The following is a 17067-nucleotide window of genomic DNA, read 5'->3' on the forward strand; positions in this document are numbered from 1 at the left end:
CCGACACCCCTGCGTGTACGAGGCGTTCGGCGCCGACCTCTGGCTCACGCAGCACTGTCCGTCATCGGGCGTTCTGTCCGGATCGGCTCGCACGCGGCCCGAACAGATCGCCCATAGTGGGAAGTTCCGGTAGAAGCGGGTAGAGCACATTCCGGCTCAACCGCACCAGGTACCGCAAACCGGGGTACCGCTCATCGAAGGAGTCGGCCATGGCCCCACCCATGTCGGCTGACCAGATCCTCTCCGCGCTGCGCGCCGAAGGACTCCATGTCGTCGAGGTCGACGGCTGGCGCACCCACAACCGGGCCGGGCACGGCGCCTGGGGGCCCCTCAACGGGGTGATGATCCACCACACCGTCACCCGGGGCGCGGACGCGACCGTTCGCATCTGCTACGACGGTTACGACAGTCTGCCCGGTCCGCTCTGCCACGGCGTGATCACCAAGGACGGCACCGTCCACATGGTCGGCAACGGCCGCGCCAACCACGCCGGCGCGGGCGACGGCGACGTGCTGCGCGCGGTCATCGCGGAGAAACGCCTGCCGCTGTGCCAGAAGGCCGACACCGACGGCAACCCGCGCTTCTACGGGTTCGAGTGCGAGAACCTCGGCGACGGCGAGGACCCCTGGCCACCGGCCCAGCTCCTGGCGATCGAGAAGGCCGCCGCAGCCGTCTGCCGGCACTACGGCTGGACCGAGCGGTCGGTGATCGGCCACCGGGAGTGGCAGCCCGGCAAGGTCGACCCGCGCGGCTTCGGCATGGAGTGGCTGCGGGAGCGGGTCCACGAGCGGCTGAAGTGAGGCGGCCGAAGTGAAGCGGGCCGAAGTGACGGCCCCGGTCACAATGGACAGGTGACCGAAGAAGCGCTCGACCCCACCACCGCCCTGCGGCCGCGTATCCCTTCGCCTCTGCAACCGGTCGAGGACGAGCGCTTCGCCCGCCACGGCCTCCGGCTGCTGCTCAAGCGCGACGATCTGATCCACCCGGCCCTGCCGGGCAACAAGTGGCGCAAACTCGCGCTGAACCTGCGCGAGGCGGCCGGGCGCCCGGTGCTGACGTTCGGCGGCGCCTACTCCAACCATCTGCGCGCCACCGCCGCGGCCGGCCGCCTCCTGGGCTTTCCCACCATCGGCGTGGTCCGCGGCGACGAGCTCGCCCACCGGCCCCTGAACCCCTCGCTCGCCCGGTGCGCGGCGGACGGCATGCGGCTGCACTTCCTGGACCGCGCGACCTACCGGCGCAAGGCCGAGCCGGAGGTGCTGGCCGCGCTGCGCGAGCGCTTCGGGCCCGGCGCCTACACCGTCCCCGAGGGCGGCAGCAACGCCCTGGCCGTGCGGGGCTGCGCGGAGCTGGGGCGCGAGCTGGACGGCCGCGCCGACGTGGTGGCGGTGGCCTGCGGGACCGGCGGCACCCTGGCCGGACTCGCCGCCGGACTCACGGGCGACCGGCGCGCGCTCGGGTTCCCGGTGCTGCGCGGCGGCTTCCTCGCGCGCGAGATACGGCGCTCGCAGGAGGAGGCCTTCGGCGCGGCCGGGGACAACTGGTCGCTGGACGAGCGCTTCCACTGCGGCGGTTACGCCCGTACCGCCCCCGCGCTCGACGCCTTCGCCGACGACTTCGAGGCCCGCCACGGTCTGCCGCTGGAGCGGCTGTATGTCGCCAAGATGCTGTACGGGCTGGTGACGCTCGCCCAGGAGGGCGCGTTCCCCGAGGGGAGCTCGGTCGCCGCCGTCGTCACCGGGCCGCCGTTGCGGCCGTAGGGCCGCCGTTGCGGCCGTAGGGCCGCCGGGGGCGCTCAGGACTCGCTCTCGCGGTACGCCGCCGCCTCCTCCAGGTCGAGCCGGCGCAGCAGGGTGCGCAGCATCTCGTCGTCGATCCGGCGCGCGTCCCGCAGCTGCACGAACACCTCGCGCTCGGCGCCGATCATCTCGCGCGAGAGCCTGCGGTAGGTGGTGTCGGCCGACTCGCCGGTCACCGCGTTCACCCCGCCCAGCCGTTCCCACGGGGAGTTGCGGCGCCGCTCCAGGACCGTGCGCAGCCGGTCGACCAGCGGCTGCGGCAGCGCGTTCGCCTCGTCCGCGAGGAGTTCCTCCAGCCGGCGCTCGGCGGCCAGCGAGGCGTCGCTCTGGGCCTGCGCCTCGGCCAGCGTCGCGGCCCGCGCGTCGCGCCCGGGCAGCTTCAGCGCCCGGATCAGCGGCGGCAGCGTCAGGCCCTGCACCACGAGGGTGGCGATGACCGTGGTGAAGGTCAGGAACAGGACGAGGTTGCGGGCCGGGAAGGGGGTGCCGTCGTGCGTGGTGAGCGGGATGGAGAAGGCGATGGCGAGCGAGACCACCCCGCGCATACCGGCCCATCCCACGATCACCGGAGCCGTCCAGTCCGTGTCCGCCTCGCGGGTGCGGATCCGCTCCGACAGGACGCGCGGCAGGAAGGTCGCGGGGAAGACCCAGACGAACCGCATCGCGACGACCGCGGCGAAGACGCCGGTGGCGTACAGCACCGCCTCCCCCACCCGGTACTCCCCGAGCCCCCGCAGCACCACCGGCAGTTGGAGCCCGATCAGCGCGAACACCGACGACTCCAGGACGAAGGCGACCATCTTCCAGACCGCCGCCTCCTGGAGCCGGGTGGCGAAGTCCACCTGCCAGGAGCGGTGGCCCAGATGGAGCGCGACGACCACCACGGCGAGCACCCCGGACGCCCCGACCTCCTCGGCCGCCGCGTACGCCACGAAGGGGATGAGCAGCGAGAGGGTGTTCTGGAGCAGCGCCTCCGTCAGACGGGTGCGCAGCCAGTGGATCGGCACCATCAGCACGAGCCCGATCCCGACCCCGCCGAGCGAGGCCAGCGCGAACTCCCCGATTCCTCCCGCCCAGGTCGCCCCCTCCCCCACCGCGGCCGCAAGCGCCACCTTGTAGGCGGTGATGGCGGTCGCGTCGTTCACCAGGGACTCGCCCTGGAGGATGGTGGTGATGCGGCCCGGCAGGCCCAGGCGCCGGGCGATCGCGGTGGCCGCGACCGCGTCCGGCGGCGCGACCACCGCGCCGAGCACCAGGGCGGCGGTGAGCGGCAGGTCGGGCACCAGCAGATAGGCGAGCCAGCCGACGGCCACCGTCGCGAACAGGACGTACCCGACCGAGAGCAGCGCGACGGGCCGCAGATTGGCCCGCAGGTCCAGGTACGAGCTGTCGACGGCGGCCGTGTACAGCAGCGGGGGCAGCAGCAGGGGCAGCACGATGTGCGGGTCGAGCGTGTAGTCCGGGACACCCGGCACATAGGCGGCGGCGAGCCCCGCCGCGACCAGCAGCAGAGGGGCCGGCACCGGGGTGCGGCGGGCGGCCCCGGCCACCACGGCGCTCCCCGCGACCAGTGCCACCAGCGGCAACGCGTCCATCCCAGCCACCTCACAACCCGACCGTCGTAACCTGGCAATCATGAGCGAGTGCCCCCACGTTGCCGAACTGCCGCGCCCCGAGCCCCCCGCGCTGACGGACACCTGCCCGCAGTGCCTGGCCGCGGGCACCCATCACGTACAGCTGCGGCTCTGTCTGGTGTGCGGCTATGTGGGCTGCTGCGACTCCTCGCCGATGCGGCACGCGACCGCCCACCACCTCGCCACCGGGCACCCGGTGATGCGCACGCTGGAGCCGGGCGAGGACTGGCGCTGGTGCTTCGTGGACAACGCGCTGGTGTGAGGAGGAAGGCCGGGGGAATCCGGACGGTTCGGCACCCTTCGGGCTGGGTACGTCAACCCGGCGCCGGTTCACAGCAATTGGGCACCGCACACCTCTAGCCACTGTCCGTGCTCATATGCTTACCATGAGTGACACCTGCCGGGAGGGGTCCCGGCGACACGGCACCATGGATCGCGATAGCGTCGCCCTTCCGAGCACCACGATCGCGTGGACGACGCACGATCACCGCATTTCGTACCGCATGGCCCCGGAGGCGTCCCCTCCGCCGGGGCCCGAGAGAGCTTGTGCACCTTGGAGGTGAGGGTGTCCCAGATCGCAGGCGAGCCCGGGAACCAGGACTTCGTGGAAGTCCGGCTGCCGGCCGCGGGTGCCTACCTGTCGGTGCTGCGTACGGCCACGGCCGGTCTCGCGGCACGTTTGGACTTCACCCTCGACGAGATCGAGGATCTGCGTATCGCGGTCGACGAGGCCTGCGCGATCCTGCTCCAGCAGGCCGTCCCCGGCTCCGTGCTGAGCTGTGTCTTCCGTCTCGTCGACGACTCCCTGGAGGTCACGGTCTCGGCCCCGACCACGGACGGCCGGGCGCCCGAGCGCGACACCTTCGCCTGGACGGTGCTCTCCGCGCTCGCCGGCAAGGTCGACTCCTCGGTCGCCGACGACCGTACGGTCTCCATCAGCCTGTACAAACAGCGCGGCGCGGGACCCGGACCGGCGTGAGCGGGGACGGTCCGGTGCGGGACGACAGGCGCATCCCCGAGTCGCACCCGGAGGAGCCGCTCTCCATCGGTATCCCGGAGCAGCAGGCCCGGCCGCACCCGGTGGACGGACTTGACGGCCTTGAGGCCGTGGCGGAGCAGACGCGGCAGGCAGAGCGGGCGGCCCACATGAGCGAGCACATCGAGCACACGCACCACCAGCACGATCCGCAGGACCGCAGCGGGGCGCGGGCGATGTTCATCGAGCTGCGCAAGCTCCCCGACGGTTCGCCGGAGAAGGCCGAGCTGCGCAACCGGCTCGTCCGGATGCACCTGCCGCTGGTCGAGCACCTGGCCCGGCGGTTCCGCAACCGCGGCGAGCCCCTGGACGACCTGACCCAGGTCGCCACCATCGGCCTGATCAAGTCGGTCGACCGGTTCGATCCGGAGCGAGGGGTCGAGTTCTCGACGTACGCGACGCCCACGGTCGTCGGCGAGATCAAGCGGCACTTCCGCGACAAGGGCTGGGCGGTCCGGGTGCCGCGCCGCCTCCAGGAGCTGCGCCTCGCGCTCACCACGGCCACGGCCGAGCTCTCCCAGCAGCACGGCCGCTCGCCCACGGTGCACGAGCTGGCGGAGCGCCTGGGCATCTCCGAGGAGGAGGTCCTGGAGGGCCTGGAGTCGGCCAACGCCTACTCGACGCTCTCCCTGGACGTCCCGGACACCGACGACGAGTCGCCGGCCGTCGCGGACACCCTGGGCGCGGAGGACGAGGCGCTGGAGGGCGTGGAGTACCGGGAGTCGCTGAAGCCGCTCCTGGAGGACCTGCCGCCGCGCGAGAAGCGGATCCTGCTGCTGCGCTTCTTCGGCAACATGACCCAGTCGCAGATCGCGCAGGAGGTCGGCATCTCGCAGATGCACGTCTCGCGGCTGCTGGCCAGGACGCTGGCACAGCTGCGGGAGAAGCTGCTGGTGGAGGAGTAGGCGGCCGGACCCGCCCCGGGGCGCGCGCCCGGCGTCCGGCCGAGGAGCCGGGCGCCCGAGGCCCCGGCCGCAGCCCGCAGCCCGCGGTCGGTGCTCCCGGTCGGCGTCGCAGCCGGGCCGGCGGCCCCTACGGCTGGCGCGTCCCGCCCGCCCCGCTCACGCCGAGCGCCTCGGCCGTGGCCGGGTTGACGAGCTGGACGAGGCCGGTCACCGCGAGCACGGCCATGACGATCCCCACCGGGATCGCCGGGCCGTTCGAGGTCAGGAACATCCAGGCCACCGGAAGCGCCAGGATCTGGGTGATCAGCGCGGGCCCCCGGCTCCAGCGGCGCCGCAGCAGCAGCCCGCGCGCGGCGATCAGCGGGATCAGCCCGAGGACGATCAGCGTCACGCCGCCCGTCACGGCCTGCCGGGGCTGGTCGGGCTTGCCCGTGAGGCCCATCACGAACATGAAGACGCCGCCGCCGACCAGGGCCAGGCCCTCGATCGCGGCGATCGCGGCGGCCGCGGTCAGCCGCCGGGGACGCGGCCCCTCGGGGGCGCCGGTGCCGGTCCCGCTGTCAGGGTGCTGCTCAGTACTCACCCCAGCAGGGTAGCCCTCGCCGCCCTCCCGCCTCCCGGCCCCGGGGGGCCGCGGCGAGGGGGCTGGACTGTGCCCGGTACCGCCCGGTAGGTACTCTGGCGACCATGCGTGCACTTCTCGTGGTCAACCCGGCGGCTACCACCACCAGTGCCCGCACCCGTGATGTCCTCATCCACGCGCTGGCCAGTGAGATGAAGCTGGAGGCCGTGACCACGGAGTACCGGGGGCACGCCCGCGACCTCGGGCGGCGGGCGGCGGAGAGCAGCGACATCGACCTGGTCGTGGCGCTCGGCGGGGACGGCACGGTCAACGAGGTCGTCAACGGACTGCTGCACAACGGACCCGACCCGGAGAACCTGCCGAGCTTCGCGGCGGTCCCCGGCGGCTCCACCAATGTCTTCGCCCGCGCGATCGGGCTGCCGAACGAGCCCGTGGAGGCGACCGGCATACTGCTGGACGCCTTGCGCGAGGGGCGCGGCCGCACGGTGAGCCTGGGCCTGGCGGCCGGCACTGCGGGCACCGAGGACGAGGGCGTCCCGGACCGCTGGTTCACTTTCTGTGCCGGACTCGGGTTCGACGCGGGCGTCGTCGGCCGGGTCGAACAGCAGCGCGAGCGCGGCAGACGCTCCACCCACAGCCTGTACCTGCGCCAGGTGGCCCGGCAGTTCCTCGCCGAGCGGCACCGCAGGCACGGCACGATCACCCTGGAACGGCCCGGGCAGGACCCGGTCGAGGACCTGGTGATGTCCATAGTCTGCAACACCTCCCCCTGGACCTACCTGGGCAATCGCCCGGTGTACGCCACCCCGGAGGCATCCTTCGAGACGGCCCTGGACGTGCTCTCGCTCTCCAGACTCTCGACCTCGTCGGCGGCCCGCTACGCCACCCAGCTGCTGACCTCGACCCCCGAGAAGGGTCCACACGGCAAACACGCGGTTTCACTGCATGACCTCACCGCCTTCACCTTGCATTCCAAGGCCCCGCTGCCCTTCCAGATGGACGGCGACCACCTGGGTCTGCGTACGAGCGTGACGTTCACAGGCGTACGCCGTGCACTGCGTGTGATTGTGTGAGTGGAAGGGCCGAAAGTCCTTTAACTCGAACGTTTGGGCTGGGCCCCACCCCATAGAAGTACGACTGTGACCCAGTCGACACCGAGGAATCAAAAAAAACTTTCCGGAAGGGGTTGTATCCGCCGCCGAGGTTTGCGAATCTCTACATGGCGATCGGGACGGCCCGCAACACCAGCCTCCATGAAAGCCAGAACCCCTCCTCAAACTCCGGACCACAACCAGTCCAACTGGAAGTCGGCCCTTCCCTTGCGGGGGGATTCGTGAAAGCGTTCACATTCACAAGCACCCATACGTACCACCAAGAGAGGTAGCAGCCATGGACTGGCGTCACAACGCCGTTTGTCGTGAGGAAGACCCCGAGCTGTTCTTCCCCATCGGCAACACCGGTCCTGCGCTGCTGCAGATCGAGGAAGCCAAGGCCGTCTGCCGCCGCTGCCCCGTCATGGAGCAGTGCCTGCAGTGGGCGCTCGAGTCCGGCCAGGACTCCGGCGTCTGGGGTGGCCTCAGCGAGGACGAGCGCCGCGCGATGAAGCGCCGTGCCGCTCGCAACCGGGCGCGCAACGCGACCGCCTGATCCCCCCTCCTGCCTAGGCCCGCGCGGCGCGTACAGCGAGTACGCACTTACCGCCCCCCGAGCCGCAGCGCGCAGCAGAAGAAGTAACCCACAGCATTCGAGCCCCGGACCGTTCGCGGTCCGGGGCTCGCTGCTCTGTGCGGCGCGGCCGCGCGTTACTTGTCGGCCCGGACCGGTACGTCGAGCACCACCTGGGTGCCCCGCTCCGGCGCCGCCACCATGTCGAACGATCCGCCGAGCTCGCCCTCGACCAGGGTGCGGACGATCTGGAGGCCCAGGTTCCCGGCCGTCTGGGGGTCGAAGCCCTCGGGCAGGCCCCGGCCGTCGTCGCGCACCGTGATCAGCAGCCGGGCGTCCTCGCGGGTGCCGCCGCGCACCGCCGAGACGTCGACCGTGCCCTGCTCCCCCTGGGCGAAGGCGTGTTCGAGGGCGTTCTGGAGGATCTCGGTGAGGACCATCGCCAGCGGGGTGGCGACCTCGGCGTCCAGGATGCCGAAGCGGCCCGTCCGGCGGCAGGCGACCTTGCCCGGGGAGATCTCCGCCACCATCGCGAGCACCCGGTCGGCGATCTCGTCGAACTCGACGCGCTCGTCCAGGTTCTGCGAGAGCGTCTCGTGCACGATCGCGATCGAGCCGACCCGCCGTACCGCCTCGTTCAGCGCCTCACGCCCCTGGGCGGAGTCGATCCGCCGGGCCTGGAGGCGCAGCAGGGCCGCCACCGTCTGGAGGTTGTTCTTCACCCGGTGGTGGATCTCCCGGATGGTGGCGTCCTTGGTGATCAACTCGCGCTCGCGGCGGCGCAGTTCCGTCACGTCCCGCAGCAGCACCAGCGAACCGATCCGGGTGCCCTTGGGCTTGAGCGGGATGGCGCGCAGCTGGATGACCCCGCCGCTGCCCTCCACCTCGGTCTCGCGCGGGGCGTAGCCGCTGGCCAGTTTGGCGATGGCCTCGTCCACCGGGCCGCGCGAGGGGGCGAGTTGGGCGGTGAGCTCGCCCAGGTGCTGGCCGACCAGGTCGGAGGCGAGCCCCAGACGGTGGTACGCGGAGAGCGCGTTGGGCGAGGCGTACTGGACGATGCCGTCCGCGTCCAGCCGGATCAGCCCGTCCCCGGCACGCGGGGAGGCGTCCATGTCGACCTGCTGCCCGGGAAAGGGGAACGACCCGGCGGCGATCATCTGGGCGAGGTCGGAGGCGGACTGGAGGTAGGTGAGCTCCAGACGCGAAGGTGTACGCACAGTGAGCAGGTTGGTGTTGCGCGCGATCACCCCGAGCACGCGGCCCTCGCGGCGTACGGGGATGGACTCCACCCGCACCGGCACCTCCTCGCGCCACTCCGGATCGCCCTCGCGCACGATCCGGCCCTCGTCGAGGGCCGCGTCGAGCAGCGGGCGCCGGCCGCGCGGGACCAGGTGGCCGACCATGTCGTCCTGGTAGGAGGTGGGCCCGGTGTTGGGCCGCATCTGCGCCACGGAGACGTACCGGGTGCCGTCCAGGGTGGGCACCCACAGCACGAGGTCGGCGAAGGAGAGGTCGGAGAGCAGCTGCCACTCCGAGACCAGCAGATGGAGCCACTCCAGGTCGGATTCACTGAGAGCGGTGTGCTGACGTACGAGGTCGTTCATGGAGGGCACGTCAGCGAGGGTACCCGCGCGGGCTACGGCGCCGGGGCGGGACCCTCGGCCCGTCCGGCACCGCAGCCCGGAACTGCCGGCCGACGGGTGTGCGGTGCCCCTCGGCCTTACGGGAGGTCCTCGGCGCTGTCAGGGCAGAGAGCGCCGGGTTCCTCGGTCCGGCCTCCTGTGCGGGGAGGCCGGGGGCCTGCTGGGCCATTGTGGACTAGACCATTCATCGCTGTCCATCCGTTTGCCGGCCCTGCTCCAGGCGGGTAGAGCCTGCCATGCGCGGGCCGCTACGCCTAGCCCGTTCCACTCCTCGGCCCTCTTCGCGGACGGTCAGCGGGTCTCGGTCACCTTCGCCAGGGCGCGCGGGGCGTCGGGGTCCTGGCCGCGGGCGATGGTCACCTCGTAGGCGAGGAGTTGCAGCGGAAGGATCTCCAGGACCGGCTGGAGCTCCTCGGGGACGCCCTCGACCGGCAGCACGAACCCGGCCGAGGCCGCCTCCACCTGCGGCTGGGGGCCGACGACGAAGAGGTCGGCGCCCCGGCCGCGCAGCCGGTCGAGCACCGGCTGGAGCGCCTGGCCGCCCCGGCCGTCGGTGACCACCGCGATCACCGGCGAGATGTTGTCGACCATGGCGAGCGGACCGTGCAGCAGATCGGCTCCGGAGTACGCCAGGGCGGGGATGTAGCTGGTCTCCATCAGCTTGAGGGCGGCCTCCTTGGCCGTGGGGTAGCCGTAGCCGCGCGAGGTGATGACCATGCGCTCGGCGAAGCGGTAGCGGGAGGCGAGCCGGCGCACCTCGCTCTGGCGCGCCAGGACCCGGTCCGCGAGCCCGGGCAGCGCCTCGGCCGCCGAGACGTCGCCGCCGCGCAGCCCCTCCACGAAGAGGTAGAGGGCGAGCAGCGAGGCGGTGTACGTCTTGGTCGCGGGCAGCGCCTTCTCCGGCCCCGCCAGGATGTCGATGTGGTACTCGGAGACGGCGGCGAGCGGTGAGTCGGCGTTGTTGGTGACGGCCAGGGTGATCGCGCCCGCGCGGCGGGCGGCCCGGGTGGAGTCGACGAGGTCGGGTGAGCCGCCGGACTGGCTGACGGTGATGACGAGGACGTCGCTGAGGTCGGGGCTGGCACCGTACGCGGTGGTCGTGGACATCGAGGTGAGCCCGCACGGCATCCCGAGCCGGATCTCCAGCAGGTACTTCGCGTACAGGGCGGCGTTGTCGGAGGTGCCGCGGGCGGTCAGCAGGACGAAGCGGGGGGCGCGAGCGGCGATGGCGGCGGCCACCTCGCGGATGCGCGGGGCGCCCTCGGCGAGGATGCGCCGCAGGACGGCCGGCTGCTCGGCCATCTCCCCGCGCATGATCCGGCCGGGCTGCTCGCTGTGGGGTGCTCCGGTCTGTGTCGACGCCATACGGAATGCCTCCCAGGGGCGGTCTCTGTACGCGGTGCCGCAACCTCTCAAGTCGACCATGGCGGACGGTGCGACCGCCAGCGGAGGCGGCGCCCGCCGGGCCGGCGCTTGGTCGACCGACCGCCAGCGGGAGCGGCGCCCGCTCTGCTAGATTGGTCTATACCACCCTGGTCAGTTACGTCCTCTCCAGATCGGCAGGCCCACGTGGAAGTTGTCATCGTCCCGGACGCCAAGGCGGGCGGCGAGCTCATCGCGGAAACCATCGCGGCGCTGTGGCGCCGCAAGCCCGACGCCCTGCTCGGCGTGGCCACCGGCTCGACCCCGCTGCCCATCTACGACGCGCTGACGGCGAAGGTCGCGGCGGGCGCGGTGGATGTCTCGCGGGCGCGGGTGTGCCAGCTCGACGAGTACGTCGGGCTGCCGGCCGGGCACCCCGAGTCCTACCGGGCGACCGTGATCCGCCAGGTCGTGGAGCCGCTCGGGCTCAGCCCGGACTCGTTCATCGGGCCGGACGGCTCGGCGGCGGACGTCCAGGCCGCGTGCGACGCGTACGACCGGGCGCTGGTGGCGGCCGGGGGCGTGGACCTCCAGATCCTCGGCATCGGCACCGACGGGCACATCGGCTTCAACGAGCCGTGCTCGTCCATCGCCTCCCGGACCCGGATCAAGACGCTCACGGAGCAGACGCGGGTGGACAACGCGCGCTTCTTCGACGACGACATCGAGCAGGTGCCGCACCACGTCATCACCCAGGGCATCGGCACGATCCTGGAGGCGCGCCACCTGGTGCTGCTCGCCACGGGCGAGGGCAAGGCGGAGGCGGTGGCCCAGACCGTGGAGGGGCCGGTGGCGTCCGTGGTGCCGGCGTCGGCGCTTCAGTTGCATCCGCATGCGACGGTGGTGGTGGATGAGGGGGCGGCGTCGAAGTTGAAGCTGGCGGACTATTTCCGCCACACGTACGCGAACAAGCCGGCCTGGCAGGGCTTGTAGCCCCTACCGCACCCCCGGGGATGCGCGCACCCCGTCCCCCGTCCCCGCCGACGGTCGGCCGAGCGGGTCTGCCCACGCAGTTCCCCGCGCCCCTGACCCCGTTTTCACCTGCGGACCGTGGAGGGTTGCTCGCGCAGTTCCCCGCGCCCCCAAACCCGCTTTCACCTGCGGACCGTGGAGGGCTGGTCGCGCAGTTCCCCGCGCCCCCAAAACCCGCTTTCGTCTACCGGCCGTGGAGGGCTGGTCGCGCAGTTCCCCGCGCCCCTAAACCCGCTTTCACCTGCGGACCGTGGAGGGCTGCTCGCGCAGTTCCCCGCGCCCCCAAACCCCCCTTCGCCTGCGGACCGTGGAGGGTTGCTCGCGCAGTTCCCCGCGCCCCTGAGTACCTAGGGGCGCGGGGAACTGCGCGCTCAGCCACCCACGACCGACCGCCGAAGTCCGGGCCCTGAAGGGGCGCGGGGAACTGCGCGATCAGCCACCCACCGGGCCGCAGGCGGACCCCCGGCCCAGAAGGCTCCCCGCCGGAGGGGTTCAGGGGAGGGGCGGGGTGGGGGACAAAACCTCTGCCGCCGCCCGGCCGCACACCCTCGCCGCCCCGTGCGTAGCGATATGCACCGCCCCCCGCACAGCGGCTTGCGGCACCCCCATCTCCACCACCACCGTGTCCGGCCGCGCCGACAGCAGCGCGTCCAGGGTCGCCCCCATCCACGGATGCCGGTGCTCGTCCCGGACGACCGCCACGATCCGGCGGGACCCGGCCGCGGCCAGCACCGAGGACGGGTCCACGGACGGGCCGTAGGTGCCCGTCGACGTCCCCGGCAGCAGCGCCACGAGCTCCGCCCCCAGCCCCCACGGCGTCTCGTCCCCGACCGCGATGTTCGCGACGGGGGTGAAGGCGGCCACATGGGGCGGCGCGGTCAGCGGAAGCGCGTCCCCGGTGACCCGCAGCGCCCGCCGCGCCGCGACAAGCCCAATATCGGCGCCGGGGGCAGAGCCGGAGCCGGAGCCTGTACCGGTGCCCGAGCCGGAGCCGCAGGCGGCGCCCGAGCCGGTGCCGACGCCGGAAGCGGCGCCCGCGCCGGAACCCAGGGCGGTGCCGGGCGCGGTCCCCTCCTGGATCTCCGCGCCCGGCCCCGCCCCATCCCCCCTGGCCCGCCGGGTCCACGACGCGAGCGCGCGTACCCGCTCGGCCGCGTCGGCCAGGCGTGACTCGGGCAGTTCCCCGTCGCGTACCGCCGCGACCAGGGCGTCGCGCAGCCGCAGCACGGTGTCCTCGTCCGCCAGACCGCCGCCGACGCACAGCGCGTCGGCACCGGCCGCGATCGCGAGGACCGAGCCGCGCTCGATCCCGTACGTCGAGGCGATGGCCTGCATCTCCACGGCGTCGGTGACGATCAGCCCGTCGTAGCCGAGTTCCTCGCGCAGCAGTCCGGTCAGGACACGCGGGCTCAGCGTCGCCGGGCGGGTGGGGTCGAGCGCGGGAAGCAGGATATGCGCACTCATGACCGACTTGGAACCCGCGGCGATCGCCGCGCGGAACGGCACCAGCTCACGGGCGTGCAGGGTGTCGAGGTCCACGTCGATGCGCGGCAGCGCGTGGTGCGAGTCGACCGCCGTGTCCCCGTGGCCGGGGAAGTGCTTGGTGCAGGCGGCGACCCCGGCGGACTGGAGCCCCTCGACGTACGCCGCGGTGTGCCGCGCCACCAGGTGCGGGTCGGCGCCGAACGACCGTACCCCGATGACCGGATTGCCCGGATTGGAGTTGACGTCGGCGGAGGGGGCCCAGTTGAGGTCCACCCCGCAGGCCGCCAGCCGGCGGCCCAGCTCGTGCGCCACCGCCCGGGTCAGGTCCGTGTCGTCGACCGACCCGAGCGCCAGGTTGCCGGGGAAGGACGAGCCCGTACGGACCTCCAGACGGGTGACGTCGCCGCCCTCCTCGTCGATGGCCACCAGGACGTCGTCCCGCTCGGACCGCAACTGGGACGTCAGGGCGGCCAGTTGGCCGGCCGTGGCGATGTTGCGGCCGAACAGGCCCACCGAGGTGAGGCCTTCGCCGATCCGGCGCAGCAGCCAGTCGGGGGCGGTGGTGCCGACGAAGCCGGGCTGGAGGACGGTGAGGGCGTCGCGCGTGAGTGTGTCGGTGGTGCGTGCGATCGTCGTCATGGGGCGGCGTTATCCCTTCACTGCGCCGGCCGTCAGACCCGCGGCCATCTTGCGCTGGACGAGGAGGAAGAGAGCCACGATGGGGACGGCCATCATGGTGGAGCCGGCCATCATGGGGGCGAACTCGGTGCCGTGCTGGGTGGTGAAGTTCGACAGCCACACGGTGGCGGTCTGGTGGTTCTGGCTCATCAGCATGAGGGCGTAGAGGTATTCGTTCCACGCCTGGATGAAGCCGTAAACCGAGGTGGCCACCATGCCGGGCGCCAGCAGCGGGAAGACCACGCGGACGAACGCGCCGGTGCGGCTGCACCCGTCGACCATCGCCGCCTCCTCCAGCTCCTTGGGGACGTTGACGATGAAGCCGCGCAGCGTCCAGACCGTGAAGGGGAGGATGAAGGTCAGATAGGTGAGGATCAGGCCAGTCAGCTTGTCGTACTGCCCCAGGTCGTTGAGGAGCAGGAAGACCGGGATGATCATCGCGACCAGCGGGACCATCTGGACCGCCAGGATGCCGATGATCACGATCTTCCGGCCCCGGAACGCGAACCGCGAGATGGCGAGGGCCGCCAGCAGGCCGACCGCGATGCCGATCACCACGACCACGACGGAGACGATCAGCGAGCGGCCGATCGCGCCCCAGAAGTCCCCGATGTCCAGCGCCCGGCGGAAGTTCTCGGTGGTGAGCGTCCGGGGGAAGAAGTGCGGGTCCGGGTCGATCGCGTCCTTGGCGGGCTTGAGCGCGGTGTTGAGCATCCAGTAGACCGGGAAGCCGGCGGTGGCGAAGACCAGCAGCCCGAGCAGGTTCCAGCCGAGCTTGGACTTCTTCTTGCGGGGGCGGGCGAGCGCCTGCGCGTTGGAGGCAGCCATCTCTGTTACTCCACCTCTCCGATCTTCAGCATCTGCCGCATGTACACGGCGATCACACCGAGCAGCAGCAGAACGGTCAGCAGCGCGATCGCCGAGCCCTGCGAGTAGTCGTTGACCACGAACGCCTTGTCGTACGAGTACGTGGTGAGCAGCTGGAACTCCGGCTCGGGGTGGTTGCCGCGCATCACGAAGACCTGCGGGAAGACCCCCATGTCCCAGATGACCGACAGGGTCGCCAGCATCACGATGATGGGCTTGAGGATCGGCAGCGTGACGTGCCGGAACACGCCCCAGGAGCCCGCCCCGTCGAGCCGGGCGGCCTCCTCCAGCTCCTTGGGGACCTGGGTGAGGCCCGCGCTGAGGGTGATGACCACGAACGGCACCGCCCCCCAGACCACGAGCAGCATGATCACGGCGAGGCCCTGGGTGCCGCTGGCGAACCAGTTGTGGCCGATCATGTCGACCCCGGGCACCTGGCTGAGCAGCCAGTTCAGTACGCCGAAGTCACTGTCGAACATCCACTTGAAGATGGTGATGGCGACGACGATCGGCATGCCCCAGCTCGCCACCAGGGCGATGTTGACCAGGGTCTTGACCCAGCCGGAGACCCGCTGGAGCAGCAGGGCGATCAGCATGCCCAGCACCATGGTCAGGACGACCGCGGTGAAGGCGAACAGCACGGTCCGCACGACGACGGTCCAGAACTCGCTGTCGCCGAGGACCTTGGTGAAGTTGTCGAAGCCGACCGACTCCGGGTCCTTGAAGCCCCACAGCTGCGGCTGGCCGAACTTCTGGAACGACAGGGTGACCAGGCGTACCAGCGGATAGCCGAGGACCAGGGCGAGGGCCAGGAGGCACGGGGCGAGCAGCGCCCAGGGCACCGCCGCCTGTCCCGCTCCGCGTCTGCTGACCGGCCTCTTCGGCTTTCCGGGTCCCCCACCCGGTAGTGGGTCGCGCCGCGCCGGCGGCACCTTGGCGGTGGTTGTCTCTGCGGCACTCATCGCGCGCTCCTAGCGGTCCCTCTTTCGGCACTGGCCGGGCGAGGGCCCCGTCGCTCTTCCGACGGGGCCCTCGCCCACAGGTCACTTGGTGTTGATGACCTTGTCGATCGCGGCGTCCGCGTCCTTCGCGGCCTGCTCGACCGACTTCTTGCCGGTACCGATGGCCTGGAGCATGTCCTGGAGGACCTTGGCCTTCTCGACCTGGCCCCAGCCCGGCGCCATGGGCACGAACCAGCTGGACTCGGCCGCGGTCGCCGGGACGGCCGTCTCCGGGTCCGACTTCAGCGGGGCGAGGGCCGTCTTGTTGTTGGGCAGGTTCTGCTTGGCGATCAGGCCCTTCTGGCCCTGGGTGCCGGTGAACGCGTTGATCCACTCGGCGGCGAGCGCCTGCGCCTTGGACTTGACCGGGACGGCGAGGTCGGAGCCGCCGAGGAAGACCGGCATGGCCTTGCCGGACGGGCCGGGCATCACGAAGGACTCCAGCTTGTCGGCGAGCTTGCCGACCTTGTCGTTCTCGGGGAGCGCGGCGCTGCCGCCCTCCCACGCGGCGCTGAAGATCAGCGCGGACTTGCCCTGGCCGTAGACGATCGGGCGGTCGGCCTCGTCCTTCGTCTTGTCGCCGTGCATGTACTTGCCGAGGATGTTCTTGTACTCGTTCAGGCCCTTGAGGGACTCCGGCGAGGACAGGTTCGCCTTGAACTGGCCGCCGTCCTCCTTGGCGATGGAGCCGCCGGCGTCGTACACGTACGACATGGCCGCGTACCAGTCGCGGCTCGGCTGGTACCAGGCGCTGAACTTGTCGCCCTTCTTCGCCTGGATCTTGTCCAGGTCGGCGGTCAGCTCGGTGTACGTCTTCGGGGCGGCGGTGACGCCGGCCTCGGCGGCGATGTCCTTGCGCCAGGTGGCGGTGCGGCCACCGGCGTAGTAGGGGACGCCGTAGGTCTTGCCGTCGTAGGTGACCGAGGCCTTGAGGCCGTCGAGCCAGGCCGAGGAGTTGTCGAACTTCGACGGGTCGATCTCCGCGAAGGCGCCCTTGACCGAGTAGGCGAGCATCTCGGTGTTGCCCATCTCGACCACGTCGGGGGCCTTGTCGGTGGCGAGCACGGCGTCGAGCTTGGCGTTCTTGTCCGGCCAGCCGTAGTACTCGTGGTTGATCTTCAGACCGGGGTGCTTGGCCACGATCGCGTCGTCGGCCGCCTTGACCAGGTCGGGCCAGTTCTTCTGCGCGTCGACCGTCAGCCAGACCGTCAGCGACTTGGCGTCGCCGCCCTTGGCGCCGTCGTCCTTCTTGTCGTCGTCGCCGCACGCCGCGATGCTGACCAACATGCCCGCGACGCCGATCGCCGCGATGAGCTTGCGCTTCACGCCACCCTCCTCAGGGATGCTGCAACCCCCCGCCCACCGCGAAGCCATACG

At 71.5% G+C, this 17067-nt stretch carries 16 protein-coding genes; 8 read left to right on the plus strand and 8 right to left on the minus strand.

From position 1 onward, the window contains the following. The first annotated feature begins 209 nt into the window (after window positions 1-209). Window positions 210-800 (plus strand): N-acetylmuramoyl-L-alanine amidase, encoded by a 591-nt coding sequence (locus AC069K_RS31740; RefSeq protein ID WP_365114356.1) that lies wholly within the window; start codon window positions 210-212, stop codon window positions 798-800. Window positions 801-851: 51 nt separating this feature from the next. Continuing rightward, a complete protein-coding gene (locus AC069K_RS31745; RefSeq protein ID WP_478622015.1) occupies window positions 852-1760 on the plus strand; it encodes a 1-aminocyclopropane-1-carboxylate deaminase/D-cysteine desulfhydrase in 909 nt (302 codons plus the stop codon). A 35-nt stretch (window positions 1761-1795) separates the two neighbouring features. On the opposite strand, the gene AC069K_RS31750 is transcribed toward AC069K_RS31745, so the two are convergent. Beyond that, window positions 1796-3394 carry a Na+/H+ antiporter gene (locus tag AC069K_RS31750; protein WP_478622017.1) on the minus strand — a complete coding sequence of 533 codons (1599 nt, stop codon included), beginning with the start codon at window positions 3392-3394 and terminating at the stop codon, window positions 1796-1798. Between the two features lie 40 nt (window positions 3395-3434). Between AC069K_RS31750 and AC069K_RS31755 the strand changes: the two genes are divergently transcribed. From AC069K_RS31755 to AC069K_RS31765, 3 genes are all read left to right on the plus strand, one after another. After that, window positions 3435-3695, plus strand: a complete 261-nt coding sequence (locus AC069K_RS31755; protein WP_358833055.1) for a UBP-type zinc finger domain-containing protein — start codon at window positions 3435-3437, stop codon at window positions 3693-3695. A gap of 303 nt (window positions 3696-3998) precedes the next feature. Further along, window positions 3999-4412 carry an ATP-binding protein gene (locus AC069K_RS31760; protein ID WP_067163834.1) on the plus strand — a complete coding sequence of 138 codons (414 nt, stop codon included), beginning with the start codon at window positions 3999-4001 and terminating at the stop codon, window positions 4410-4412. Window positions 4413-4426: 14 nt separating this feature from the next. Beyond that, a complete protein-coding gene (locus AC069K_RS31765; protein ID WP_358833054.1) occupies window positions 4427-5374 on the plus strand; it encodes an RNA polymerase sigma factor SigF in 948 nt (315 codons plus the stop codon). A gap of 127 nt (window positions 5375-5501) precedes the next feature. Here the strand turns inward: AC069K_RS31765 and AC069K_RS31770 are convergent, their stop codons facing one another. Then, complete coding sequence (locus AC069K_RS31770; RefSeq protein WP_365114349.1) at window positions 5502-5957, minus strand: hypothetical protein; 456 nt, start codon at window positions 5955-5957, stop codon at window positions 5502-5504. A 104-nt stretch (window positions 5958-6061) separates the two neighbouring features. On the opposite strand from AC069K_RS31770, the gene AC069K_RS31775 reads away from it, so the two are divergent. Next, the gene (locus AC069K_RS31775; RefSeq protein ID WP_365114347.1) at window positions 6062-7030 is read left to right on the plus strand and encodes a diacylglycerol/lipid kinase family protein; all 969 of its coding nucleotides are present in this window, start codon (window positions 6062-6064) and stop codon (window positions 7028-7030) included. Window positions 7031-7346: 316 nt separating this feature from the next. After that, window positions 7347-7604 (plus strand): WhiB family transcriptional regulator, encoded by a 258-nt coding sequence (locus tag AC069K_RS31780; RefSeq protein ID WP_004937597.1) that lies wholly within the window; start codon window positions 7347-7349, stop codon window positions 7602-7604. Window positions 7605-7759: 155 nt separating this feature from the next. Here AC069K_RS31780 and AC069K_RS31785 read toward each other — a convergent pair whose 3' ends face one another. Together AC069K_RS31785 and AC069K_RS31790 are read right to left on the minus strand one after the other, a co-directional pair. Further along, window positions 7760-9226, minus strand: a complete 1467-nt coding sequence (locus AC069K_RS31785; RefSeq protein ID WP_365114358.1) for a sensor histidine kinase — start codon at window positions 9224-9226, stop codon at window positions 7760-7762. Window positions 9227-9556: 330 nt separating this feature from the next. Then, on the minus strand, window positions 9557-10630 hold the full coding sequence (locus AC069K_RS31790; RefSeq protein ID WP_365114344.1) for an SIS domain-containing protein: 1074 nt from the start codon (window positions 10628-10630) through the stop codon (window positions 9557-9559). Between the two features lie 204 nt (window positions 10631-10834). Here AC069K_RS31790 and nagB point away from each other — a divergent pair, with 204 nt between their 5' ends. Further along, entirely contained in the window at window positions 10835-11620 is a 786-nt protein-coding gene (nagB, locus tag AC069K_RS31795; RefSeq protein ID WP_478622021.1) for a glucosamine-6-phosphate deaminase, read from the plus strand. Window positions 11621-12151: 531 nt separating this feature from the next. Here nagB and AC069K_RS31800 read toward each other — a convergent pair. From AC069K_RS31800 to AC069K_RS31815, 4 genes are all read right to left on the minus strand, one after another. Then, window positions 12152-13783: a glycoside hydrolase family 3 N-terminal domain-containing protein gene (locus AC069K_RS31800; protein WP_478622023.1), complete on the minus strand. Its 1632-nt coding sequence runs from the start codon at window positions 13781-13783 to the stop codon at window positions 12152-12154. A gap of 9 nt (window positions 13784-13792) precedes the next feature. After that, window positions 13793-14650 (minus strand): carbohydrate ABC transporter permease, encoded by an 858-nt coding sequence (locus AC069K_RS31805; RefSeq protein ID WP_365114602.1) that lies wholly within the window; start codon window positions 14648-14650, stop codon window positions 13793-13795. 5 nt (window positions 14651-14655) lie between these two features. After that, window positions 14656-15651 carry a carbohydrate ABC transporter permease gene (locus AC069K_RS31810; protein WP_358832378.1) on the minus strand — a complete coding sequence of 332 codons (996 nt, stop codon included), beginning with the start codon at window positions 15649-15651 and terminating at the stop codon, window positions 14656-14658. Between the two features lie 81 nt (window positions 15652-15732). Beyond that, window positions 15733-17016, minus strand: a complete 1284-nt coding sequence (locus tag AC069K_RS31815; protein WP_478622025.1) for an extracellular solute-binding protein — start codon at window positions 17014-17016, stop codon at window positions 15733-15735. Window positions 17017-17067: the final 51 nt, after the last annotated feature.

The sequence above is a fragment of the Streptomyces sp. NPDC043908 genome, assembly GCF_056435525.1.

Excerpts from the sequence above, each read along its gene's own strand:
- AC069K_RS31740 (WP_365114356.1), top strand. The coding sequence starts at position 210 with ATGGCCCCACCCATGTCGGCTGACCAGATCCTCTCCGCGCTGCGCGCC.
- AC069K_RS31750 (WP_478622017.1), bottom strand. The coding sequence starts at position 3,394 with ATGGACGCGTTGCCGCTGGTGGCACTGGTCGCGGGGAGCGCCGTGGTG.
- AC069K_RS31755 (WP_358833055.1), top strand. The coding sequence starts at position 3,435 with ATGAGCGAGTGCCCCCACGTTGCCGAACTGCCGCGCCCCGAGCCCCCC.
- AC069K_RS31775 (WP_365114347.1), top strand. The coding sequence starts at position 6,062 with ATGCGTGCACTTCTCGTGGTCAACCCGGCGGCTACCACCACCAGTGCC.
- AC069K_RS31780 (WP_004937597.1), top strand. The coding sequence starts at position 7,347 with ATGGACTGGCGTCACAACGCCGTTTGTCGTGAGGAAGACCCCGAGCTG.
- AC069K_RS31785 (WP_365114358.1), bottom strand. The coding sequence starts at position 9,226 with ATGAACGACCTCGTACGTCAGCACACCGCTCTCAGTGAATCCGACCTG.
- AC069K_RS31790 (WP_365114344.1), bottom strand. The coding sequence starts at position 10,630 with ATGGCGTCGACACAGACCGGAGCACCCCACAGCGAGCAGCCCGGCCGG.
- AC069K_RS31800 (WP_478622023.1), bottom strand. The coding sequence starts at position 13,783 with ATGACGACGATCGCACGCACCACCGACACACTCACGCGCGACGCCCTC.
- AC069K_RS31805 (WP_365114602.1), bottom strand. The coding sequence starts at position 14,650 with ATGGCTGCCTCCAACGCGCAGGCGCTCGCCCGCCCCCGCAAGAAGAAG.
- AC069K_RS31810 (WP_358832378.1), bottom strand. The coding sequence starts at position 15,651 with ATGAGTGCCGCAGAGACAACCACCGCCAAGGTGCCGCCGGCGCGGCGC.